At 66.9% G+C, this 19,280-nt stretch carries 30 protein-coding genes; 26 read left to right on the top strand and 4 right to left on the bottom strand.

The features are described 5' to 3' along the window. The 3 genes from rpsG (at position 1) to tuf (ending at position 3,994) form a co-directional block, all read left to right on the top strand. The gene (gene rpsG, locus ACZ562_RS08460) at positions 1-471 is read left to right on the top strand and encodes a 30S ribosomal protein S7 (RefSeq protein WP_003992340.1); all 471 of its coding nucleotides are present in this window, start codon (positions 1-3) and stop codon (positions 469-471) included. A 39-nt stretch (positions 472-510) separates the two neighbouring features. Further along, on the top strand, positions 511-2,637 hold the full coding sequence (gene fusA / locus ACZ562_RS08455; protein WP_471175227.1) for an elongation factor G: 2,127 nt from the start codon (positions 511-513) through the stop codon (positions 2,635-2,637). A 163-nt stretch (positions 2,638-2,800) separates the two neighbouring features. Then, entirely contained in the window at positions 2,801-3,994 is a 1,194-nt protein-coding gene (gene tuf / locus ACZ562_RS08450) for an elongation factor Tu (protein WP_471175225.1), read from the top strand. Between the two features lie 271 nt (positions 3,995-4,265). Here the strand turns inward: tuf and ACZ562_RS08445 are convergent, their stop codons facing one another. From ACZ562_RS08445 to ACZ562_RS08435, 3 genes are all read right to left on the bottom strand, one after another. After that, a complete protein-coding gene (locus tag ACZ562_RS08445) occupies positions 4,266-4,868 on the bottom strand; it encodes a Uma2 family endonuclease (protein ID WP_471175222.1) in 603 nt (200 codons plus the stop codon). Between the two features lie 52 nt (positions 4,869-4,920). Next, positions 4,921-5,781 carry a helix-turn-helix domain-containing protein gene (locus ACZ562_RS08440; RefSeq protein WP_471175674.1) on the bottom strand — a complete coding sequence of 287 codons (861 nt, stop codon included), beginning with the start codon at positions 5,779-5,781 and terminating at the stop codon, positions 4,921-4,923. Positions 5,782-5,981: 200 nt separating this feature from the next. Further along, a complete protein-coding gene (locus ACZ562_RS08435; RefSeq protein WP_471175220.1) occupies positions 5,982-6,455 on the bottom strand; it encodes an ATP-binding protein in 474 nt (157 codons plus the stop codon). A gap of 155 nt (positions 6,456-6,610) precedes the next feature. Between ACZ562_RS08435 and ACZ562_RS08430 the strand changes: the two genes are divergently transcribed. Together ACZ562_RS08430 and ACZ562_RS08425 are read left to right on the top strand one after the other, a co-directional pair. Next, positions 6,611-7,486, top strand: a complete 876-nt coding sequence (locus ACZ562_RS08430) for a helix-turn-helix domain-containing protein (RefSeq protein WP_471175218.1) — start codon at positions 6,611-6,613, stop codon at positions 7,484-7,486. Further along, positions 7,483-7,692, top strand: a complete 210-nt coding sequence (locus ACZ562_RS08425; protein ID WP_471175216.1) for a DUF397 domain-containing protein — start codon at positions 7,483-7,485, stop codon at positions 7,690-7,692. The genes ACZ562_RS08430 and ACZ562_RS08425 overlap by 4 nt, the downstream gene beginning before the upstream one ends. 126 nt (positions 7,693-7,818) lie before the next feature. Here the strand turns inward: ACZ562_RS08425 and ACZ562_RS08420 are convergent, their stop codons facing one another. Further along, positions 7,819-8,814, bottom strand: a complete 996-nt coding sequence (locus ACZ562_RS08420; protein ID WP_471175214.1) for a hypothetical protein — start codon at positions 8,812-8,814, stop codon at positions 7,819-7,821. A 514-nt stretch (positions 8,815-9,328) separates the two neighbouring features. Here ACZ562_RS08420 and rpsJ point away from each other — a divergent pair. The 21 genes from rpsJ to rplO all read left to right on the top strand — a co-directional run bounded on the left by rpsJ (position 9,329) and on the right by rplO (position 19,198). Then, positions 9,329-9,637 carry a 30S ribosomal protein S10 gene (gene rpsJ, locus ACZ562_RS08415; RefSeq protein WP_003948644.1) on the top strand — a complete coding sequence of 103 codons (309 nt, stop codon included), beginning with the start codon at positions 9,329-9,331 and terminating at the stop codon, positions 9,635-9,637. A gap of 17 nt (positions 9,638-9,654) precedes the next feature. Beyond that, entirely contained in the window at positions 9,655-10,299 is a 645-nt protein-coding gene (gene rplC / locus ACZ562_RS08410; RefSeq protein ID WP_471175212.1) for a 50S ribosomal protein L3, read from the top strand. A gap of 8 nt (positions 10,300-10,307) precedes the next feature. After that, positions 10,308-10,976: a 50S ribosomal protein L4 gene (rplD, locus tag ACZ562_RS08405; RefSeq protein WP_471175210.1), complete on the top strand. Its 669-nt coding sequence runs from the start codon at positions 10,308-10,310 to the stop codon at positions 10,974-10,976. Beyond that, a complete protein-coding gene (gene rplW / locus ACZ562_RS08400; RefSeq protein ID WP_471175208.1) occupies positions 10,976-11,395 on the top strand; it encodes a 50S ribosomal protein L23 in 420 nt (139 codons plus the stop codon). Before rplD ends, rplW begins: the two co-directional genes overlap by 1 nt. A gap of 40 nt (positions 11,396-11,435) precedes the next feature. Then, entirely contained in the window at positions 11,436-12,272 is an 837-nt protein-coding gene (gene rplB, locus ACZ562_RS08395; RefSeq protein WP_030788280.1) for a 50S ribosomal protein L2, read from the top strand. A 12-nt stretch (positions 12,273-12,284) separates the two neighbouring features. After that, positions 12,285-12,566: a 30S ribosomal protein S19 gene (rpsS, locus tag ACZ562_RS08390; RefSeq protein WP_010986346.1), complete on the top strand. Its 282-nt coding sequence runs from the start codon at positions 12,285-12,287 to the stop codon at positions 12,564-12,566. A 42-nt stretch (positions 12,567-12,608) separates the two neighbouring features. Then, a complete protein-coding gene (rplV, locus tag ACZ562_RS08385) occupies positions 12,609-12,956 on the top strand; it encodes a 50S ribosomal protein L22 (RefSeq protein ID WP_023547379.1) in 348 nt (115 codons plus the stop codon). After that, entirely contained in the window at positions 12,956-13,783 is an 828-nt protein-coding gene (rpsC, locus tag ACZ562_RS08380) for a 30S ribosomal protein S3 (protein ID WP_010986347.1), read from the top strand. Before rplV ends, rpsC begins: the two co-directional genes overlap by 1 nt. A gap of 5 nt (positions 13,784-13,788) precedes the next feature. Continuing rightward, entirely contained in the window at positions 13,789-14,208 is a 420-nt protein-coding gene (gene rplP, locus ACZ562_RS08375; RefSeq protein ID WP_004927269.1) for a 50S ribosomal protein L16, read from the top strand. Continuing rightward, complete coding sequence (gene rpmC / locus ACZ562_RS08370) at positions 14,208-14,432, top strand: 50S ribosomal protein L29 (RefSeq protein WP_030831683.1); 225 nt, start codon at positions 14,208-14,210, stop codon at positions 14,430-14,432. Before rplP ends, rpmC begins: the two co-directional genes overlap by 1 nt. Next, positions 14,432-14,740 carry a 30S ribosomal protein S17 gene (gene rpsQ, locus ACZ562_RS08365; RefSeq protein WP_471175204.1) on the top strand — a complete coding sequence of 103 codons (309 nt, stop codon included), beginning with the start codon at positions 14,432-14,434 and terminating at the stop codon, positions 14,738-14,740. The genes rpmC and rpsQ overlap by 1 nt, the downstream gene beginning before the upstream one ends. A gap of 135 nt (positions 14,741-14,875) precedes the next feature. After that, entirely contained in the window at positions 14,876-15,244 is a 369-nt protein-coding gene (gene rplN, locus ACZ562_RS08360) for a 50S ribosomal protein L14 (protein WP_003998823.1), read from the top strand. Between the two features lie 2 nt (positions 15,245-15,246). Beyond that, positions 15,247-15,570: a 50S ribosomal protein L24 gene (gene rplX / locus ACZ562_RS08355; RefSeq protein ID WP_158923770.1), complete on the top strand. Its 324-nt coding sequence runs from the start codon at positions 15,247-15,249 to the stop codon at positions 15,568-15,570. Then, complete coding sequence (rplE, locus tag ACZ562_RS08350) at positions 15,570-16,127, top strand: 50S ribosomal protein L5 (protein ID WP_030788262.1); 558 nt, start codon at positions 15,570-15,572, stop codon at positions 16,125-16,127. Before rplX ends, rplE begins: the two co-directional genes overlap by 1 nt. Before the next feature lie 5 nt (positions 16,128-16,132). Further along, the gene (locus ACZ562_RS08345; RefSeq protein ID WP_003948630.1) at positions 16,133-16,318 is read left to right on the top strand and encodes a type Z 30S ribosomal protein S14; all 186 of its coding nucleotides are present in this window, start codon (positions 16,133-16,135) and stop codon (positions 16,316-16,318) included. A 214-nt stretch (positions 16,319-16,532) separates the two neighbouring features. Continuing rightward, entirely contained in the window at positions 16,533-16,931 is a 399-nt protein-coding gene (gene rpsH / locus ACZ562_RS08340; RefSeq protein ID WP_030380853.1) for a 30S ribosomal protein S8, read from the top strand. Positions 16,932-16,955: 24 nt separating this feature from the next. Further along, on the top strand, positions 16,956-17,495 hold the full coding sequence (rplF, locus tag ACZ562_RS08335) for a 50S ribosomal protein L6 (protein WP_037747984.1): 540 nt from the start codon (positions 16,956-16,958) through the stop codon (positions 17,493-17,495). A gap of 3 nt (positions 17,496-17,498) precedes the next feature. Further along, entirely contained in the window at positions 17,499-17,882 is a 384-nt protein-coding gene (rplR, locus tag ACZ562_RS08330; protein ID WP_471175200.1) for a 50S ribosomal protein L18, read from the top strand. 67 nt (positions 17,883-17,949) lie between these two features. Then, positions 17,950-18,558, top strand: coding sequence for a 30S ribosomal protein S5 (gene rpsE / locus ACZ562_RS08325; RefSeq protein ID WP_030671799.1), 609 nt, complete (start codon positions 17,950-17,952; stop codon positions 18,556-18,558). Further along, a complete protein-coding gene (rpmD, locus tag ACZ562_RS08320; protein WP_005481207.1) occupies positions 18,558-18,740 on the top strand; it encodes a 50S ribosomal protein L30 in 183 nt (60 codons plus the stop codon). The genes rpsE and rpmD overlap by 1 nt, the downstream gene beginning before the upstream one ends. A 2-nt stretch (positions 18,741-18,742) precedes the next feature. Beyond that, positions 18,743-19,198, top strand: a complete 456-nt coding sequence (gene rplO / locus ACZ562_RS08315; protein ID WP_067018996.1) for a 50S ribosomal protein L15 — start codon at positions 18,743-18,745, stop codon at positions 19,196-19,198. Positions 19,199-19,280 lie beyond the last annotated feature (82 nt).

The raw sequence follows: 19,280 nt of genomic DNA, 5'->3' as shown, positions 1-19,280 counted from the left end.
ATGCCTCGTAAGGGCCCCGCCCCGAAGCGCCCGGTCATCATCGACCCGGTCTACGGTTCTCCTCTTGTCACGTCGCTGATCAACAAGGTGCTGCTGAACGGCAAGCGCTCCACCGCCGAGCGCATCGTCTACGGCGCCATGGAGGGTCTGCGCGAGAAGACGGGCAACGACCCGATCATCACGCTGAAGCGCGCCCTGGAGAACATCAAGCCGACCCTCGAGGTCAAGTCCCGCCGTGTCGGTGGTGCGACGTACCAGGTTCCGATCGAGGTCAAGCCCGGTCGTGCCAACACGCTCGCGCTGCGCTGGCTGGTCGGATACTCCCGCGCCCGTCGCGAGAAGACCATGACCGAGCGTCTGCTCAACGAGCTTCTCGACGCCTCCAACGGCCTTGGTGCCGCTGTGAAGAAGCGCGAGGACACGCACAAGATGGCCGAGTCCAACAAGGCCTTCGCGCACTACCGCTGGTAGTCGCTACCCACATCGAGACCGAGAGAAGACTGAAGCCTTATGGCTACCACTTCACTTGACCTGGCCAAGGTCCGCAACATCGGGATCATGGCCCACATCGACGCGGGCAAGACGACCACCACCGAGCGGATCCTGTTCTACACCGGTGTGTCTTACAAGATCGGTGAGGTCCACGACGGCGCTGCCACCATGGACTGGATGGAGCAGGAGCAGGAGCGTGGCATCACGATCACCTCTGCTGCCACCACCTGTCACTGGCCGCTGGAAGACGTCGACCACACCATCAACATCATCGACACCCCGGGCCACGTCGACTTCACCGTCGAGGTGGAGCGTTCCCTGCGTGTGCTCGACGGTGCCGTGACGGTGTTCGACGGCGTCGCCGGCGTCGAGCCCCAGTCCGAGACGGTGTGGCGTCAGGCGGACCGCTACGGCGTCCCGCGTATCTGCTTCGTCAACAAGCTCGACCGGACCGGTGCCGAGTTCCACCGCTGCGTCGACATGATCTCTGACCGCCTGGGCGCTCAGCCGATCGTGATGCAGCTGCCGATCGGTGCCGAGGCCGACTTCAAGGGCGTCGTCGACCTCGTGACGATGAAGGCCTTCGTCTGGTCTGCCGAGGCCACCAAGGGCGAGATGTACGACGTCGTCGACATCCCGGCCACGCACACCGAGGCTGCCGAGGAATGGCGCGGCAAGCTGCTCGAGGCCGTGGCCGAGAACGACGAAGAGATCATGGAGCTGTACCTGGAGGGCGAGGAGCCCTCCGCGGAGCAGCTGTACGCCGCGATCCGTCGTGTCACCATCGCGTCCGGCAAGTCCAAGGACACCACCGTCACCCCGGTGTTCTGCGGTACCGCGTTCAAGAACAAGGGCGTGCAGCCCCTGCTCGACGCGGTCGTGCGCTACCTCCCCTCCCCGCTCGACGTCGAGGCCATCGAGGGCCACGCCGTGAACGACGCGGAGGAGGTCGTCAAGCGCAAGCCGTCCGACGACGAGCCGCTGTCCGCCCTCGCGTTCAAGATCATGAGCGACCCGCACCTCGGCAAGCTCACCTTCGTCCGGGTCTACTCGGGCCGCCTGGAGTCCGGCACCGCCGTGCTGAACTCCGTCAAGGGCAAGAAGGAGCGCATCGGCAAGATCTACCGCATGCACGCGAACAAGCGTGAGGAGATCGACTCGGTGGGCGCGGGCGACATCGTCGCCGTCATGGGTCTGAAGCAGACCACGACCGGTGAGACGCTGTGCGACGACAAGCAGCCGGTGATCCTGGAGTCCATGGACTTCCCGGCGCCGGTCATCCAGGTCGCCATCGAGCCCAAGTCCAAGGGTGACCAGGAGAAGCTGGGTGTCGCCATCCAGCGTCTCGCGGAGGAGGACCCCTCCTTCCAGGTTCACTCGGACGAGGAGACCGGCCAGACCATCATCGGTGGTATGGGCGAGCTGCACCTCGAGGTGCTGGTCGACCGTATGCGCCGTGAGTTCAAGGTCGAGGCCAACGTCGGCAAGCCGCAGGTCGCGTACCGCGAGACGATCCGCAAGGCCGTCGAGCGCGTGGACTACACCCACAAGAAGCAGACCGGTGGTACCGGTCAGTTCGCCAAGGTGCAGATCGCGATCGAGCCCATCGAGGGCGGCGACGCCTCGTACGAGTTCGTGAACAAGGTGACCGGTGGTCGCATCCCGAAGGAGTACATCCCTTCGGTCGACGCCGGTGCGCAGGAGGCCATGCAGTTCGGCATCCTCGCCGGCTACGAGATGACGGGCGTCCGCGTCACGCTTCTCGACGGTGCCTACCACGAGGTCGACTCCTCCGAGCTCGCCTTCAAGATCGCCGGATCGCAGGCCTTCAAGGAGGCCGCGCGCAAGGCCAGCCCCGTGCTGCTCGAGCCGATGATGGCCGTCGAGGTCACCACGCCCGAGGACTACATGGGTGAGGTCATCGGCGACATCAACTCCCGCCGTGGCCAGATCCAGGCCATGGAGGAGCGGGCCGGTGCCCGCGTCGTGAAGGGCCTCGTGCCCCTCTCGGAGATGTTCGGCTACGTCGGAGACCTCCGCAGCAAGACATCGGGTCGCGCAAGCTACTCGATGCAGTTCGACTCCTACGCCGAGGTTCCGCGGAACGTCGCCGAGGAGATCATCGCGAAGGCCAAGGGCGAGTAACGCACCGCGTTCACACGCTTTAGGCTTGACTCCGGAGCCTCAGGGGCATTCCGCCACAATCGTGACCACGATCGTGGGGAATGCCCGGGACCCGGCTTTCCAGCAAAGATCACCTGGCGCCGATGAAGCAAGGCGTTCAGAACCACTCCACAGGAGGACCCCAGTGGCGAAGGCGAAGTTCGAGCGGACTAAGCCGCACGTCAACATCGGCACCATCGGTCACATCGACCACGGTAAGACGACCCTCACGGCCGCCATTACCAAGGTGCTGCACGACGCGTTTCCGGACCTGAACGAGGCCTCGGCGTTCGACCAGATCGACAAGGCTCCCGAAGAGCGCCAGCGCGGTATCACCATCTCCATCGCGCACGTCGAGTACCAGACGGAGACCCGTCACTACGCCCACGTCGACTGCCCCGGTCACGCGGACTACATCAAGAACATGATCACCGGTGCTGCCCAGATGGACGGCGCCATCCTCGTGGTCGCCGCCACCGACGGCCCGATGCCGCAGACCAAGGAGCACGTGCTCCTGGCCCGCCAGGTCGGCGTTCCGTACATCGTCGTCGCCCTGAACAAGGCCGACATGGTGGACGACGAGGAGATCCTGGAGCTCGTCGAGCTCGAGGTTCGTGAGCTCCTCTCCGAGTACGAGTTCCCGGGCGACGACCTGCCGGTCGTCAAGGTCTCGGCGCTCAAGGCGCTCGAGGGCGACAAGGAGTGGGGCCAGTCGGTCCTGGACCTGATGAAGGCCGTCGACGAGTCGATCCCGGAGCCGGAGCGCGACGTCGACAAGCCGTTCCTCATGCCGATCGAGGACGTCTTCACGATCACCGGTCGCGGTACGGTCGTCACCGGCCGTATCGAGCGTGGTGTCCTGAAGGTCAACGAGACCGTCGACATCATCGGCATCAAGACCGAGAAGACCACCACCACGGTCACCGGCATCGAGATGTTCCGCAAGCTGCTCGACGAGGGCCAGGCCGGTGAGAACGTCGGTCTGCTGCTCCGTGGCATCAAGCGCGAGGACGTCGAGCGCGGCCAGGTCATCATCAAGCCCGGTTCGGTCACGCCGCACACGGACTTCGAGGCCCAGGCCTACATCCTGTCCAAGGACGAGGGTGGCCGCCACACGCCGTTCTTCAACAACTACCGTCCGCAGTTCTACTTCCGTACGACTGACGTGACCGGTGTTGTGACCCTCCCCGAGGGCACGGAGATGGTGATGCCGGGCGACAACACCGAGATGAAGGTGGAGCTCATCCAGCCCATCGCCATGGAGGAGGGCCTGAAGTTCGCCATCCGTGAGGGTGGCCGGACCGTGGGCGCCGGCCAGGTCACCAAGATCACGAAGTGATCCTGGGCCTGACCTGGTAGCTCCAGCATGAGCTGAGCTCCTGAAGGGGCCCGTACGACTTCGGTCGTACGGGCCCTTTCGCCTGCCCGGTGAGCGGTGGATGGGCGGCAGATGAACCGTCGGCGAATGCTGGCCCGGGTTACCCGTGAGGCAGCTGTGACGCACCTAGCCTGTTCACCGGTATGTGGAGCGGCCTGTGGCGGGGGTGCTGAAGAGGGGCTGGACACGTCGTTCGCGCGGTTGCGGAACGCGGGGGAGAGGAGCTGAGCGATCAGTTCGCCGTGCTCGGGTAGAGCGGCAGGTCCGCTGTGGAGATCGTCCACTCGGCGATGGTGACGTCCTCGCCGTAGACGAAGTCCTTGCGGGTCGCGTAGCGCGGGCCGGCCGGTGTCCGGTGGATGTCGGAGAGGACCGCGCCGGAACCGGTGCGCGGATCGAAGATCACGTACAGCGGGATGCCCAGCAGGGGGTAGTCCCGTACCTTGCTCACCCAGTCGTTGTCCGGGTTGGAGCGGGACACGACTTCGATGGCGGCGATGAGCGTACGAGGGTCGAAGGACCCGTCTCCCTCCATGTCCGCCTCGGAGATCAGCATCACGTCGGGGTGTCGCATGACGCCCTCGGGCTCGTCCTCCACGTCAGGTGTCCCCGTGTGAGCCACGAGGTCTTCCGGCATGACCTTCTCAAGGCGTTTGCGGAGGCGCAGAGTGGTGAGCTCGTGCTGCTTCACGGGCGCCATCATGTCGTGGACGATCCCTTCCTTGGTGATCTCGAATTTGCCGGGGAGGGTGTCGTCCATGGACTGAACGAAGTCCCGCATGGTCCGGTACAGGCGGGAAGCGCCCTGCCGCGCGTTGTCCGGGGCGATGGTCATGGCGCTCGCTCCTCGTCGTCTGTGCCCGGAGGCAAGGATCGTCGCTTTCATGCTAGGCGGCCTCCCGGAGTTCGGATCGGCAGTCGCGGCAGCGACCGGGACCCGCGGCGCGGAAGGCGCGGTCGCAGTCCTCGCAGGTCTGGAGCGGATGTCGGACGGCTGGTGGTGGAGCGGGCGCCCGGAACGGTGGTGGAGGGGGCAGCTGGGCGGACAGGCGGTGGGCCAGGAGGGCGGCGGGGCGGCGTAGGCCTTCGGGCGGCAGGTCGGCGGTCAGGGCCTGTTGTACGGCCGTGGCGCCGACGTCGCGCTCCAGCCAGGCGGCTACGCCGGGGGCGAGGTGGCTGGTGTCGCACGCGGAGAGGAGCAGGCTGGGGTCCTGGCGGCGGAGGTCCGCGAGGAGGTCGGCGGCCGTCTGGAGGAGTGCGGGGGAGGGGTACGCGGGTTGCGGTACGGCGGGGAGGGGCTTGCGGGGTGTGCGCTGCCTCGGCGCCTTGTGGACGGCTGGTTCGTCGTCCGTACGATGCCGTCCGGGCTGGTTGCACGAGATCGTGCGGGTGACGATACGACCGCTGGGGAGCCGTTCCCGGACGCGGCGCAGGTAGCCGTGGGTCTCCAGCTCGCGCAGGGCGGCGGCGATACGGGTCGTGCCCTCGGGGAAGCGGGCGGCGAGCGTCTTGATGTCGACGCGGGCGCCCGCGGGGAGGGACTGGATGTACACGCCCAGCCCGATCGCGAGGCCCGACAGCTCCCGGTGCTGGGCGAGGTGGTTGCCGATCACCGTGAAGCGGGTGGTGTGGCGGGTGTTGTCGTGGGCGAGGCCGCCGCCGGGGTGGGGGTGCCGCCGGTTCGGGTGTTTGTTGGCGGCAAGCCGGGACTGGGCGTGCGCGGGCACGCTAGGGTTTTCCGTGTCCATCAGGAAGTTGGAGCCTTCCTCGGTGGTCAGGCCCTCGCACTGGGATTGCAGTCCCGGCGAGGGCCGTCGCATGTCTGCGGTTGTTGCGCTGAGCGTAGGGCAGGCAACCGGCCTCGAATCCAGCCGAGTTGGTGATGTTCACCCGCGTGGGTGAGGCGCTGCCGCGGGCGGGAGGAGGGGTGGGGCTTGGTGGGGTGCTTTCACTCTCGTGGTCCTTGGGGGAGACCGCCCGTGGCACCGGAGCACGCGTTTCCGTGGTCCGGCGGGAGGCCGAGTTCGGCCCACACGGTCTTGCGTGGGCACGGTCCCGGCGTCGTACCCCAGCGGTCGGCCAAGGCGTCGACCAGGAGGAGTCCTCGCCCTGACTCGGCGTCCTCGGCGGGGTGCCGGGGCTGAGGCCGGCAGTCGCCGCGGGTGTCGGAGACCTCGATACGGAGGGTGTCGCCCACGACATACAGCAGGCACCGGAAGTCGCGGCCCGCGACTCGACCGTGGGTCGCCGCGTTGGTCGCCAGCTCGGCGACGATGTGCGCTGCCGGGTCCGTCGGCAGTCCCCAGGTGCGGAGTTGTTCGGTGGCGAGCAGGCGGGCCAGTCGCGCTCCGCGTGGCGTGGACGAAAGCTGCACACCGAAGTTGCGGATGGGGGAGTCGAGTTGGGGGATTTCTTGCTTCACGTCACTCAGCGTGGCCGTGCGCGCCTACCGTGAACAGTGACGACGCCGATGCGTACGGTGACTGTCCGGAGCTTGTCCAGTGGTGTCCGGGCTTGTCGGCACCGGCCGTGCGGGTAGGGGCGTCGCGGCACGGTCGTACGACGGAGGGGCGCGGGATGTCGGTGGACGGTGAGGCTGGGCGGCTCAGGAGTGAGGCGGACGAGCCGGGGTGGGAGGTGGACCCGGACGACGACTGGGGAATCGCCGTAGTAGCCACTGTGGGGCGGCAGTTGAAGCTGCGGCGGGAGGCGGTGGGGATGCGGGCCGCCGACTTCGGGGCGGCGGTCGGCTACGGCGAGGACATGGTCTACAAGATCGAAGGTGGGAAGCGGATTCCCCGGCCCGACTATCTGGACAGGGCGGACGAGGTGTTGGGGGCGGGGGGACTGCTGTCGGCGATGAAGGAGGACGTGCGGAGGGTCAGGTATCCGAAGAAGGTTCGGGATCTGGCGCAGATGGAGGCGAACGCGGTCGAGCTTCAGCTGTACGACCCCCTGAATATCCACGGGCTGTTGCAGACGCCGGAGTACGCACGTGGGCTTCTCCTGATGCGACGCCCCGCGTACACCGAGGACGAAGTGGAGCGGTTCATCGCTGCGCGCGTTGCCCGCAAAGCCGTCTTCGAGCGAGACCCCGTGCCTGAGCTCAGCTTCGTCCTGGAGGAGTGGACGCTTCGACGTCCCCTCGGAGGGAAGCCTGCGTTGCGTCGCCAGCTTGAACACCTGTTGGAGACAGGAAACTTGAGGAACGTCGAGCTTCAGGTGATGCCGATGGATCGCGAGGAGCACGCGGGACTGGCAGGCGGCATTGAGGTGCTGAAGTTCGAGGACGGCACGGCAGTGGGGCGTTCGCAGGCAGTGGTGAACGGCCGACCGGTAACTGAGCCCAAGCAGCTCCGTATCCTTGAACTGCGGTATGGCATCATCCGAGCTCAGGCCCTCACACCGCGTGAGTCGAGGGCCTATATCGAGCAACTGCTGGGGGAAACATGATTCGCAGCGCCTCCGCCGGGGACGCCTCCGAACTGGCCTGGTTCAAGAGCAGCTACAGCAGCAGCAGCGAGGGCGACTCCTGCGTCGAGGTCGCCACCACCCCCGCCACCATCCACGTCCGCGACTCCAAGGTCACCGACGGCCCCCGGCTGACCCTCCGCCCGGCCGCGTGGACGGACTTCGTGTCGTACGCCGCCGGGGCCTGACCCCCGCCATCCGCGTGGCACCGGGTGCTTCCCGTTACAGCCGACGTACGTGATCAGCGTAGGAGCGCGGGGCGGTGAGGGCGGAGCACCTACGGTCGTACGGGCCCCGTTGCTGTGGGCCGGCCCTCACTGCATGTTCTGCAGGTGCGGGTGGTCGTAGGAGGCGGTGCAGACGTAGAGCTGCAGGGCGTAACCACGCCCGATGGTGAGCTGCGTGCCGCAGGCGGGGCCGAGGAAGTGAAGCCCGGCGTGGTCGGCGTCCTCGACGGGCCGCCAGCTGTGGCTGCCGCCGTTCCACTCGACGCCGTGGATGGTGAGCAGCGGCCGGACGTCCGCGCCGCACTCGGGGCAGGCCATGGGGAAGGGGTCGGAGAAGCTCCAGGGGGCGTGCCCGCCGAGCTTGCAGCCGGGGGCGACGGCGAGGTCGTACTGGTAATCGAAACTCTGCCCGTCCCACTCTGCTATCCGCTCCGCCAGCTCCTCGGGCAGTTCGTGCGGGGCCGGGTACTCGGTGACGGCCTCCGGGTGCAGCACGCACGGCTCGGGCAGGTAGTCGTCGTTTCCGATGACCGTGGGCCGCGGGGGGCTCGTGAGGGGCTCCTTGACGTCGGTGGCCGACCGCCAGCGGAGCTCGGTGCGGGGCAGATAGTCCTCGTCGTGGTCGAACGGGCACCACAGCAGCTGGAGGACGTCGGCGCCGTCCGGGCACGGCAGCGAGGGGATGTCCGAGGCGTGGATCTGGAGCACGGGCACCATCGGGACCGCGCCCTCCTGCGCTATCCGCCTCGGCGTGGTCGCACGGTCGGCGACCGAGCGTTCCTCGGGGGTCAGGAGCTCGGTGCCGGGAGAACCGGCACCGGGCCGGTTCCAGGCCTCGGTGAGGATACGGCGGTACAGGTGCACGTCCTCGGGTGCGTGGCCGAGGTGCCAGGGCCCGGCGTGCTCCGGGCAGGTGGGCCAGGGCTCGTCGGCCGGCCACAGCAGCGGACCGCCGAGCGAGCTGTCCGCGGCGGTCGGTCTCCCAGTGCGCGGATGCAGCCGTACGGCGGTACGCGCGAGGGGCGCCAACTCGGGGAAGTGGGCGGTGACGTCGACGGGCCGGGGCGGAGTGGTGCGAACCATGCCGGACAGGCTAGGGGCCGGGACTGACAGCGCCCTCGGCCCGACGGCACCGACCGGCCGCCTTCCCGTCGGACTGCTACGCCGGTGCCCGAGTCGTGGGGGCACGTGTTTGACCTTCGTCACGCCCGGGGTATTCTCTCCGGCCCGATTGGCCAGCCCCCTGCCCCGTATGGCAGACTAGCGGGGTTGCTCGGTCGAGTGTTGATGCTGCGCGCCTCCCGCCGGGGGGACCGGAAGCGAGTCCCACAGTACTCGTCGCCCTAACTGCCGTACGGCAGCGCTGGGGCGGACGTACGGGAATCTTCCGGGAAGTGTCAGTGCGGCACCGGCCAGGCACCCGGTGGGCTTTTCGCCCCCGGCTTGCGGTTCCGGAAGGGCCGTGCTTCCCAGCAGGGATGTTCGAACAAGGGACATCTGTGTCAGCGGGAGCGCGACACGCCCGACCGCGTGGGTCGGAGGAAACGAAGGAAATGCCGGGTCCAGAGCGTACGAGAGACAGGACTACTGAGTAGCCATGGCGGGACAGAAGATCCGCATCCGGCTCAAGGCCTACGACCACGAGGTCATCGACTCCTCGGCGAAGAAGATCGTCGAGACGGTGACCCGCACTGGTGCGTCGGTCGCGGGCCCGGTGCCGCTGCCCACTGAGAAGAACGTGTACTGCGTCATCAAGTCGCCGCACAAGTACAAGGACTCGCGCGAGCACTTCGAGATGCGCACGCACAAGCGCCTGATCGACATCCTCGACCCGACGCCCAAGACCGTTGACTCTCTGATGCGACTCGACCTCCCGGCCGGTGTCGACATCGAGATCAAGCTCTGAGGGTCGGTGATCTGAGAATGGCTAAGCAGATCAAGGGCATCCTTGGCGAGAAGCTCGGCATGACGCAGGTGTGGGACGAGAACAACCGTGTTGTTCCGGTCACCGTCGTCAAGGCCAGCCCCAACGTCGTCACCCAGGTCCGTACGAACGACACCGACGGCTACGAGTCCGTCCAGATCGCGTTCGGCGAGATCGACCCGCGCAAGGTGAACAAGCCCCTCAAGGGCCACTTCGCCAAGGCCGACGTCACTCCCCGCCGCCACCTCGTCGAGATCCGTACCGCTGACGCCAGCGAGTACACCCTCGGCCAGGAGATCACCGCCGAGGTGTTCGAGGCCGGCATCAAGGTCGACGTGACCGGCAAGAGCAAGGGCAAGGGCTTCGCCGGTGTCATGAAGCGTCACAACTTCAAGGGCCTCGGCGCCGGACACGGCACCCAGCGCAAGCACCGCTCTCCCGGTTCCATCGGTGGCTGCGCCACCCCGGGCCGCGTGTTCAAGGGCCTCCGCATGGCGGGTCGTATGGGCAACGAGCGGGTCACCACCCAGAACCTGACCGTCCACGCCGTTGACGCGGAGAAGGGTCTGCTGCTCATCAAGGGCGCGGTTCCCGGTCCGAACGGCGGCCTCGTCCTGGTCCGCACCGCGGCCAAGGGGGCCTGAGGTAACCGATGAGCACTGTTGACATCCTTTCGCCGGCGGGCGACAAGGCCGGTTCCGTCGAGCTCCCCGCGGAGATCTTCGACGTCGAGAAGATCAGCATTCCGCTGATCCACCAGGTCGTCGTCGCGCAGCTGGCTGCTGCCCGCCAGGGCACGCACAAGACCAAGACCCGCGGTGAAGTCCGTGGTGGCGGCAAGAAGCCGTACCGGCAGAAGGGCACCGGCCGCGCCCGTCAGGGCTCGACCCGCGCGCCGCAGTTCGCCGGTGGTGGCGTCGTGCACGGTCCCGTGCCGCGTGACTACTCGCAGCGGACCCCGAAGAAGATGAAGGCCGCGGCCCTGCGCCACGCCCTCACCGACCGGGCCCGCCACAACCGCATCCACGTCGTCTCCGGCGTCGTCGAGGGCGAGAGCCCGTCGACGAAGTCCGCCAAGACGCTGTTCGGCAAGATCTCGGAGCGCAAGAACCTGCTCCTGGTCGTCGACCGCGCCGACGAGGCCGCGTGGCTGTCCGCCCGCAACCTGCCCCAGGTCCACATCCTGGAGCCGGGTCAGCTGAACACGTACGACGTTCTCGTCTCGGACGACGTGGTCTTCACCCAGGCCGCCTTCGAGTCCTTCGTGTCCGGCACGCCCAGTGCCGAGCGGAACACTGACACCGAAGGGAGCGACGCCTGATGGCTACGCGTCACCCGAGCATCGCCTCCAAGGCCGCCAAGGCCGCCAAGGCCGCGCGCGTCGCCAAGGCGCGTCGCCACGAGGCCGAGGGCAAGAACACCGTCGAGACCCCGCTGAGCAAGTCCTTCACGGACCCCCGTGACGTGCTGCTCAAGCCGGTCGTCTCCGAGAAGAGCTACGCGCTTCTCGACGAGAACAAGTACACGTTCATCGTCGACCCGAGTGCCAACAAGACCCAGATCAAGCAGGCCGTCCAGGCGGTCTTCTCGGTCAAGGTCACCGGGGTCAACACGATCAACCGCATCGGCAAGCGCAAGCGCACCAAGACCGGCTTCGGCAAGCGTGCCGACAGCAAGCGCGCGATCGTGACCCTTGCCGAGGGCGACCGTATCGACATCTTCGGCGGTCCGACCGCCTGAGGGCGGTCCGGATCGTCCGATATCGGACGAGGACTGAGAAATGGGAATCCGCAAGTACAAGCCGACTACGCCGGGCCGTCGTGGCTCCAGCGTCGCCGACTTCGTCGAGGTCACGCGGTCCACGCCGGAGAAGTCGCTGGTCCGTCCCCTGCACAGCAAGGGCGGCCGTAACAATTCCGGTCGTGTGACCGTCCGCCACCAGGGTGGCGGCCACAAGCGCGCCTACCGCGTGATCGACTTCCGTCGTCACGACAAGGACGGCGTGCCGGCGAAGGTCGCGCACATCGAGTACGACCCCAACCGCACCGCGCGCATCGCGCTGCTGCACTACGCCGACGGCGAGAAGCGCTACATCCTCGCCCCGCGCAACCTGCAGCAGGGTGACCGCGTCGAGAACGGGCCCGGGGCCGACATCAAGCCGGGCAACAACCTGGCCCTCCGCAACATCCCGGTCGGTACCACGATCCACGCGATCGAGCTCCGTCCCGGTGGCGGTGCCAAGTTCGCCCGCTCCGCCGGTGCCTCCGTGCAGCTGCTCGCGAAGGAGGGCTCGATGGCCCACCTCCGCATGCCGTCCGGTGAGATCCGCCTGGTCGACCAGCGCTGCCGCGCCACGGTCGGCGAGGTCGGCAACGCCGAGCAGAGCAACATCAACTGGGGCAAGGCCGGCCGCAAGCGCTGGCTGGGCGTCCGCCCGACCGTTCGCGGTGTGGCGATGAACCCGGTTGACCACCCGCACGGTGGTGGTGAGGGCAAGACCTCCGGTGGTCGCCACCCGGTCTCCCCGTGGGGTCAGAAGGAGGGTCGTACTCGTTCGCCGAAGAAGGCTTCGAACAAGTACATCGTCCGCCGCCGCAAGACGAACAAGAAGCGCTAGGAGCGGGTTTAGATGCCGCGCAGTCTCAAGAAGGGGCCCTTCGTCGACGACCACCTGATCAAGAAGGTGGACGCCCAGAACGAAGCCGGTTCCAAGAACGTCATCAAGACCTGGTCCCGTCGCTCGATGATCATCCCGGCCATGCTGGGCCACACGATCGCGGTGCACAACGGCAAGACCCACATTCCGGTGTTTGTCACCGAGTCGATGGTCGGCCACAAGCTCGGCGAGTTCTCGCCGACGCGCACCTTCCGGGGTCACGTCAAGGACGACCGGAAGTCGAAGCGCCGCTAGTAGCGGGGTGGAATGACCATGACAGACACTGGAAGGACAACCATGGAAGCCAGGGCCCAGGCGCGGTACATCCGCGTCACGCCCATGAAGGCCCGCCGCGTGGTGGACCTTATCCGTGGCATGGACGCCACGGAGGCTCAGGCGGTCCTGCGTTTCGCCCCGCAGGCCGCGAGCGTGCCGGTCGGCAAGGTGCTGGACAGCGCCATCGCCAACGCCGCGCACAACTACGACCACACCGACGCCGACAGCCTCTTCGTCTCCGAGGCCTACGTCGACGAGGGCCCGACCCTGAAGCGGTTCCGTCCGCGTGCCCAGGGCCGCGCCTACCGGATCCGCAAGCGGACCAGCCACATCACCGTGGTCGTCAGCAGCAAGGAAGGAACCCGGTAATGGGCCAGAAGGTTAACCCGCATGGGTTCCGGCTCGGCATCACCACGGACTTCAAGTCCCGTTGGTACGCCGACAAGCTGTACAAGGACTACGTCAAGGAAGACGTCGCCATCCGTCGGATGATGACGTCCGGCATGGAGCGCGCCGGCATCTCGAAGGTGGAGATCGAGCGCACCCGTGACCGCGTCCGTGTGGACATCCACACCGCGCGTCCGGGCATCGTGATCGGCCGCCGTGGCGCCGAGGCCGACCGCATCCGCGGTGACCTCGAGAAGCTCACGGGCAAGCAGGTCCAGCTGAACATCCTCGAGGTCAAGAACCCCGAGACCGACGCTCAGCTGGTTGCCCAGGCCGTCGCCGAGCAGCTCTCCTCCCGCGTCTCCTTCCGCCGCGCCATGCGCAAGAGCATGCAGTCGGCCATGAAGGCGGGCGCCAAGGGCATCAAGATCCAGTGCGGTGGCCGCCTCGGCGGCGCCGAGATGTCCCGCTCGGAGTTCTACCGCGAGGGCCGTGTGCCCCTGCACACGCTCCGCGCGAACGTGGACTACGGCTTCTTCGAGGCCAAGACGACCTTCGGCCGCATCGGTGTGAAGGTCTGGATCTACAAGGGCGACGTCAAGAACATCGCCGAGGTCCGCGCCGAGAACGCCGCTGCCCGCGCCGGCAACCGCCCGGCCCGTGGTGGCGCTGACCGCCCGGCCCGTGGTGGCCGCGGTGGCGAGCGTGGCGGGCGCGGTCGCAAGCCGCAGCAGGCTCCGGCTGCCGAGGCCCCCAAGGCCGAGGCTCCCGCCGCCGCTCCGGCTGAGAGCACCGGAACGGAGGCCTGACCGACATGCTGATCCCCCGTAGGGTCAAGCACCGCAAGCAGCACCACCCGAAGCGCCGTGGTCAGGCCAAGGGCGGTACGACGGTTGCGTTCGGCGAGTACGGCATCCAGGCCCTCACGCCGGCGTACGTGACCAACCGCCAGATCGAGGCGGCCCGTATCGCGATGACCCGCCACATCAAGCGTGGCGGCAAGGTCTGGATCAACATCTACCCGGACCGCCCGCTCACGAAGAAGCCGGCCGAGACCCGCATGGGTTCCGGTAAGGGTTCGCCGGAGTGGTGGATCGCGAACGTGCACCCGGGACGGGTCATGTTCGAGCTGTCCTACCCCAACGAGAAGATCGCCCGTGAGGCCCTGACTCGCGCAGCCCACAAGCTGCCGATGAAGTGCCGGATCGTCAAGCGCGAGGCAGGTGAAGCGTGATGTCGGCCGGTACCAAGGCGTCCGAGCTGCGCGAGCTGGGTGACGAGGAGCTTCTGGCGAAGCTTCGCGAAGCCAAGGAAGAGCTGTTCAACCTCCGCTTCCAGGCGGCGACGGGCCAGCTCGAGAACCATGGCCGTCTGAAGGCGGTCCGCAAGGACATCGCGCGGATCTACACCCTGATGCGCGAGCGTGAGCTGGGCATCGAAACGGTGGAGAACGCCTGATGAGCGAGAACAACGTGACTGAGACTGTAAACACCAGCGGCTCCGCCGCGGGTTCGGCGCGCGGCTTCCGCAAGACCCGTGAGGGTCTCGTCGTCAGCGACAAGATGGACAAGACCGTCGTCGTCGCCGTCGAGGACCGCGTCAAGCACGCGCTGTACGGCAAGGTCATCCGCCGTACGAACAAGCTCAAGGCGCACGACGAGCAGAACGCCGCGGGCGTCGGCGACCGTGTCCTCCTCGCGGAGACCCGGCCGCTGTCCGCGACGAAGCGCTGGCGCGTCGTCGAGATCCTTGAGAAGGCCAAGTAGGTAATTCGCGCAAGCGAATTCCCATAGACACGCCTGCGGGATACCCCGCAGGACAGTTCCGCCAGGCTCGGCAGGGGCTCCACCTCGTGAAGAGGCGGCCCCTGCCGGGAACCGGCAGACAAACAGGAGATAGACGTGATCCAGCAGGAGTCGCGACTGCGCGTCGCCGACAACACTGGTGCGAAGGAAATCCTTTGCATCCGTGTGCTCGGTGGCTCCGGTCGCCGCTACGCGGGCATCGGTGACGTCATCGTCGCCACCGTCAAGGACGCGATCCCCGGTGGCAACGTGAAGAAGGGTGACGTCGTCAAGGCGGTCATCGTTCGCACCGTCAAGGAGCGCCGCCGTCCGGACGGCTCGTACATCCGCTTCGACGAGAACGCCGCCGTCATTCTGAAGAACGACGGCGACCCTCGCGGCACCCGTATCTTCGGCCCCGTCGGCCGTGAGCTGCGCGAGAAGAAGTTCATGAAGATCATCTCGCTCGCGCCGGAGGTGCTGTAAGCATGAAGATCAAGAAGGGCGACCTGGTCCAGGTCATCACCGGTAAGGACAAGGGCAAGCAGGGCAAGGTCATCGCGGCCTACCCCCGCGAGGACCGCGTCCTGGTCGAGGGTGTCAACCGGGTCAAGAAGCACACCAAGGCCGGCCCGACCGCCAAGGGTTCGCAGGCCGGCGGCATCGTCACGACCGAGGCCCCGATTCACGTGAGCAACGTTCAGCTCGTCGTGGAGAAGGACGGCAACAAGGTCGTCACGCGTGTCGGTTACCGCTTCGACGACGAGGGCAACAAGATCCGCGTTGCCAAGCGGACGGGTGAGGACATCTGATGGCTACCACCACCACTCCGCGTCTCAAGACGAAGTACCGCGAGGAGATCGCGGGCAAGCTGCGTGAGGAGTTCTCGTACGAGAACGTCATGCAGATCCCCGGCCTCGTCAAGATCGTGGTCAACATGGGTGTGGGCGACGCCGCCCGCGACTCCAAGCTGATCGAGGGCGCCATCCGCGACCTCACCACGATCACCGGTCAGAAGCCGGCCGTCACCAAGGCCCGCAAGTCCATCGCGCAGTTCAAGCTGCGTGAGGGCCAGCCGATCGGTGCCCACGTCACGCTCCGCGGTGACCGCATGTGGGAGTTCCTGGACCGCACCCTGTCGCTCGCGCTGCCGCGCATCCGCGACTTCCGTGGTCTGTCCCCCAAGCAGTTCGACGGCCGTGGCAACTACACCTTCGGTCTCACGGAGCAGGTCATGTTCCACGAGATCGACCAGGACAAGATCGACCGCGTCCGGGGTATGGACATCACCGTGGTGACCACGGCGACCAACGACGCTGAGGGCCGCGCGCTCCTTCGTCACCTCGGCTTCCCCTTCAAGGAGGCGTGAGCGAGATGGCGAAGAAGGCTCTGATCGCGAAGGCTGCTCGCAAGCCCAAGTTCGGCGTGCGTGGCTACACGCGCTGCCAGCGCTGCGGCCGTCCCCACTCCGTGTACCGCAAGTTCGGCCTGTGCCGCGTGTGCCTTCGTGAGATGGCTCACCGTGGCGAGCTGCCGGGCGTGACCAAGAGCTCCTGGTAATCCCCCTAATAAGGGATTCCAGAGGCTCTCGGTAAGCACTGGGCGTGTCAGGCGCCCTCCTCTCCATGGCTTAGGCTTGGAGGGTTGGGCGCCTGACGGTCGCCCGTACGACTTACTACGCCGTAGGTCCACCGCGCCGCACCCGTCCCGTCTCGGATCGGGGAGAGGGATGGCGCACCAGGAAACCCCGGCGAGAGAGGCCGAAGGCCAATTCATGACCATGACTGATCCGATCGCAGACATGCTTACGCGTCTGCGCAACGCGAACTCGGCGTACCACGACTCCGTGGCGATGCCGGCATCGAAGATCAAGTCGCACATCGCGGAGATCCTCCAGCAGGAGGGCTTCATCACGGGCTGGAAGGTCGAGGACGCCGAGGTCGGCAAGAACCTCGTCCTGGAGCTGAAGTTCGGCCCCAACCGTGAGCGCTCCATCGCGGGCATCAAGCGGATCTCCAAGCCCGGTCTCCGGGTGTACGCGAAGTCCACCAACCTGCCGAAGGTGCTCGGCGGCCTCGGCGTGGCGATCATCTCCACGTCGCACGGGCTCCTCACCGACAAGCAGGCCGGCAAGAAGGGCGTGGGTGGGGAAGTCCTCGCCTACGTCTGGTAGCGGAAGGGAACGGAGGAAACAGCTATGTCGCGTATTGGCAAGCTCCCCATCACGGTTCCCGCCGGCGTGGACGTCACCATCGACGGCCGTACGGTCTCGGTCAAGGGCCCCAAGGGCTCGCTGACCCACACCGTTGCCGCGCCGATCGACATCGCCAAGGGTGAGGACGGCGTCCTGAACGTCACCCGCCCCAACGACGAGCGTCAGAACAAGGCCCTGCACGGCCTGTCCCGCACGCTGGTGGCGAACATGATCACCGGCGTGACCCAGGGTTACGTGAAGAAGCTCGAGATCAGCGGTGTCGGTTACCGCGTGACGGCCAAGGGCTCGAACCTCGAGTTCGCGCTCGGCTACAGCCACCCGATCACCGTCGAGGCGCCCGAGGGAATCACCTTCAAGGTGGAGAACCCGACCCGCTTCCAGGTCGAGGGCATCGACAAGCAGAAGGTCGGCGAGGTTGCGGCCAACATCCGCAAGCTGCGCAAGCCCGACCCGTACAAGGCCAAGGGCGTCAAGTACGAGGGCGAAGTCATCCGCCGCAAGGTCGGAAAGGCGGGTAAGTAAGCCATGGCATACGGACAGAAGATCCTCAAGGGCGACGCCTACAAGCGCGCCGCGATCAAGCGCCGCCACATCCGGATCCGCAAGCGGATCAACGGTACGGCGGAGCGTCCTCGTCTGGTCGTGACCCGCTCGAACCGCCACATCGTGGCCCAGGTGATCGACGACCTCAAGGGTCACACCCTTGCGTCGGCGTCCACCCTGGACGCGTCGGTCCGCGGTGGCGAGGGCGACAAGTCCGCGCAGGCGAAGTCGGTCGGCGCCCTGGTCGCCGAGCGTGCCAAGGCCGCCGGTGTCGAGGCTGTCGTATTCGACCGTGGTGGCAACCAGTACGCCGGGCGCATCGCCGCCCTGGCGGACGCCGCCCGCGAAGCCGGACTCAAGTTCTGAGTCGCCCGTCGCGTCAGCGACAAAATCGTTGGCGCGAAGCTAGCGGAAAAAGAGAGAGGTAATTCCAATGGCTGGACCCCAGCGCCGCGGTGGCGGTGCCGGTGGCGGCGAGCGGCGGGACCGGAAGGGCCGTGACGGCGGCGCAGCTGCCGCCGAGAAGACCGCGTACGTTGAGCGCGTCGTCGCGATCAACCGCGTCGCCAAGGTTGTGAAGGGTGGTCGTCGCTTCAGCTTCACCGCGCTGGTCGTGGTGGGCGACGGTGACGGCACCGTGGGTGTCGGTTACGGCAAGGCCAAGGAGGTGCCGGCCGCCATCGCCAAGGGTGTTGAGGAGGCCAAGAAGCACTTCTTCAAGGTCCCCCGTATCCAGGGCACCATCCCGCACCCGATCACGGGTGAGAAGGCTGCCGGCGTCGTGCTGCTCAAGCCCGCGTCCCCCGGTACCGGTGTTATCGCCGGTGGCCCGGTGCGTGCCGTGCTCGAGTGCGCCGGTATCCACGACGTGCTGTCGAAGTCGCTCGGCTCGTCCAACGCGATCAACATCGTGCATGCGACCGTGGAGGCCCTGAAGGGTCTGCAGCGTCCCGAGGAGATCGCGGCCCGCCGTGGTCTGCCGCTCGAGGACGTCGCTCCCGCGGCTCTGCTGCGCGCGCGTGCCGGGGCTGGTGCTGCGTAATGGCTCAGCTCAAGATCACGCAGACGAAGTCGTACATCGGCAGCAAGCAGAACCACCGTGACACCCTGCGCTCCCTTGGTCTCAAGGGCATCAACACGCAGGTCGTCAAGGAGGACCGCCCCGAGTTCCGCGGAATGGTGCACACCGTCCGCCACCTCGTGACGGTCGAGGAGGTCGACTGATCATGGCGGAGAACAACCCGCTCAAGATCCACAACCTCCGTCCCGCCCCGGGCGCCAAGACCGCCAAGACCCGTGTCGGTCGTGGTGAGGCGTCGAAGGGTAAGACGGCCGGTCGTGGTACCAAGGGTACGAAGGCCCGCTACCAGGTTCCGGAGCGCTTCGAGGGTGGGCAGATGCCCCTCCACATGCGTCTTCCGAAGCTGAAGGGCTTCAAGAACCCGTTCAAGACCGAGTACCAGGTCGTGAACCTCGACAAGCTGGCCGCGCTCTACCCCGAGGGTGGCGAGGTCACGGTCGAGGGCCTCGTGGCCAAGGGTGCTGTGCGCAAGAACAGCCTCGTCAAGGTCCTCGGCCAGGGCGAGATCTCCGTGGCGCTGCAGGTGACGGTCGACGCCGTCTCCGGCTCCGCCAAGGAGAAGATCACCGCCGCCGGCGGTACCGTCACCGAGCTCGTCTGAACCCCTCAGGCGTCTTGATGACTTGAGCGATCCCGACCGGGGATACCCACAAATGGGGTATCCCCGGTCGGTCGTTCCAAGG

Source organism: Streptomyces sp. NPDC040410 (genome assembly GCF_055595715.1).
The sequence above is the reverse complement of the archived record's forward strand: the minus strand, read 5'-3'. Positions and strand labels throughout refer to the sequence as shown.

Bases quoted from the DNA above. Each gene is read 5' to 3' on its own strand.
- rpsG (WP_003992340.1), top strand. From the start codon at position 1: ATGCCTCGTAAGGGCCCCGCCCCGAAGCGCCCGGTCATCATCGACCCG.
- fusA (WP_471175227.1), top strand. From the start codon at position 511: ATGGCTACCACTTCACTTGACCTGGCCAAGGTCCGCAACATCGGGATC.
- ACZ562_RS08445 (WP_471175222.1), bottom strand. From the start codon at position 4,868: ATGACCATCGCCCCGGACAACGCGCGGCAGGGCGCTTCCCGCCTGTAC.
- ACZ562_RS08440 (WP_471175674.1), bottom strand. From the start codon at position 5,781: ATGGACACGGAAAACCCTAGCGTGCCCGCGCACGCCCAGTCCCGGCTT.
- ACZ562_RS08430 (WP_471175218.1), top strand. From the start codon at position 6,611: ATGTCGGTGGACGGTGAGGCTGGGCGGCTCAGGAGTGAGGCGGACGAG.
- ACZ562_RS08425 (WP_471175216.1), top strand. From the start codon at position 7,483: ATGATTCGCAGCGCCTCCGCCGGGGACGCCTCCGAACTGGCCTGGTTC.
- ACZ562_RS08420 (WP_471175214.1), bottom strand. From the start codon at position 8,814: ATGGTTCGCACCACTCCGCCCCGGCCCGTCGACGTCACCGCCCACTTC.
- rpsJ (WP_003948644.1), top strand. From the start codon at position 9,329: ATGGCGGGACAGAAGATCCGCATCCGGCTCAAGGCCTACGACCACGAG.
- rplC (WP_471175212.1), top strand. From the start codon at position 9,655: ATGGCTAAGCAGATCAAGGGCATCCTTGGCGAGAAGCTCGGCATGACG.
- rplD (WP_471175210.1), top strand. From the start codon at position 10,308: ATGAGCACTGTTGACATCCTTTCGCCGGCGGGCGACAAGGCCGGTTCC.
- rplW (WP_471175208.1), top strand. From the start codon at position 10,976: ATGGCTACGCGTCACCCGAGCATCGCCTCCAAGGCCGCCAAGGCCGCC.
- rplB (WP_030788280.1), top strand. From the start codon at position 11,436: ATGGGAATCCGCAAGTACAAGCCGACTACGCCGGGCCGTCGTGGCTCC.
- rpsS (WP_010986346.1), top strand. From the start codon at position 12,285: ATGCCGCGCAGTCTCAAGAAGGGGCCCTTCGTCGACGACCACCTGATC.
- rplV (WP_023547379.1), top strand. From the start codon at position 12,609: ATGGAAGCCAGGGCCCAGGCGCGGTACATCCGCGTCACGCCCATGAAG.
- rpsC (WP_010986347.1), top strand. From the start codon at position 12,956: ATGGGCCAGAAGGTTAACCCGCATGGGTTCCGGCTCGGCATCACCACG.
- rplP (WP_004927269.1), top strand. From the start codon at position 13,789: ATGCTGATCCCCCGTAGGGTCAAGCACCGCAAGCAGCACCACCCGAAG.
- rpmC (WP_030831683.1), top strand. From the start codon at position 14,208: ATGTCGGCCGGTACCAAGGCGTCCGAGCTGCGCGAGCTGGGTGACGAG.
- rpsQ (WP_471175204.1), top strand. From the start codon at position 14,432: ATGAGCGAGAACAACGTGACTGAGACTGTAAACACCAGCGGCTCCGCC.
- rplX (WP_158923770.1), top strand. From the start codon at position 15,247: ATGAAGATCAAGAAGGGCGACCTGGTCCAGGTCATCACCGGTAAGGAC.
- rplE (WP_030788262.1), top strand. From the start codon at position 15,570: ATGGCTACCACCACCACTCCGCGTCTCAAGACGAAGTACCGCGAGGAG.
- ACZ562_RS08345 (WP_003948630.1), top strand. From the start codon at position 16,133: ATGGCGAAGAAGGCTCTGATCGCGAAGGCTGCTCGCAAGCCCAAGTTC.
- rpsH (WP_030380853.1), top strand. From the start codon at position 16,533: ATGACCATGACTGATCCGATCGCAGACATGCTTACGCGTCTGCGCAAC.
- rplF (WP_037747984.1), top strand. From the start codon at position 16,956: ATGTCGCGTATTGGCAAGCTCCCCATCACGGTTCCCGCCGGCGTGGAC.
- rplR (WP_471175200.1), top strand. From the start codon at position 17,499: ATGGCATACGGACAGAAGATCCTCAAGGGCGACGCCTACAAGCGCGCC.
- rpsE (WP_030671799.1), top strand. From the start codon at position 17,950: ATGGCTGGACCCCAGCGCCGCGGTGGCGGTGCCGGTGGCGGCGAGCGG.
- rpmD (WP_005481207.1), top strand. From the start codon at position 18,558: ATGGCTCAGCTCAAGATCACGCAGACGAAGTCGTACATCGGCAGCAAG.
- rplO (WP_067018996.1), top strand. From the start codon at position 18,743: ATGGCGGAGAACAACCCGCTCAAGATCCACAACCTCCGTCCCGCCCCG.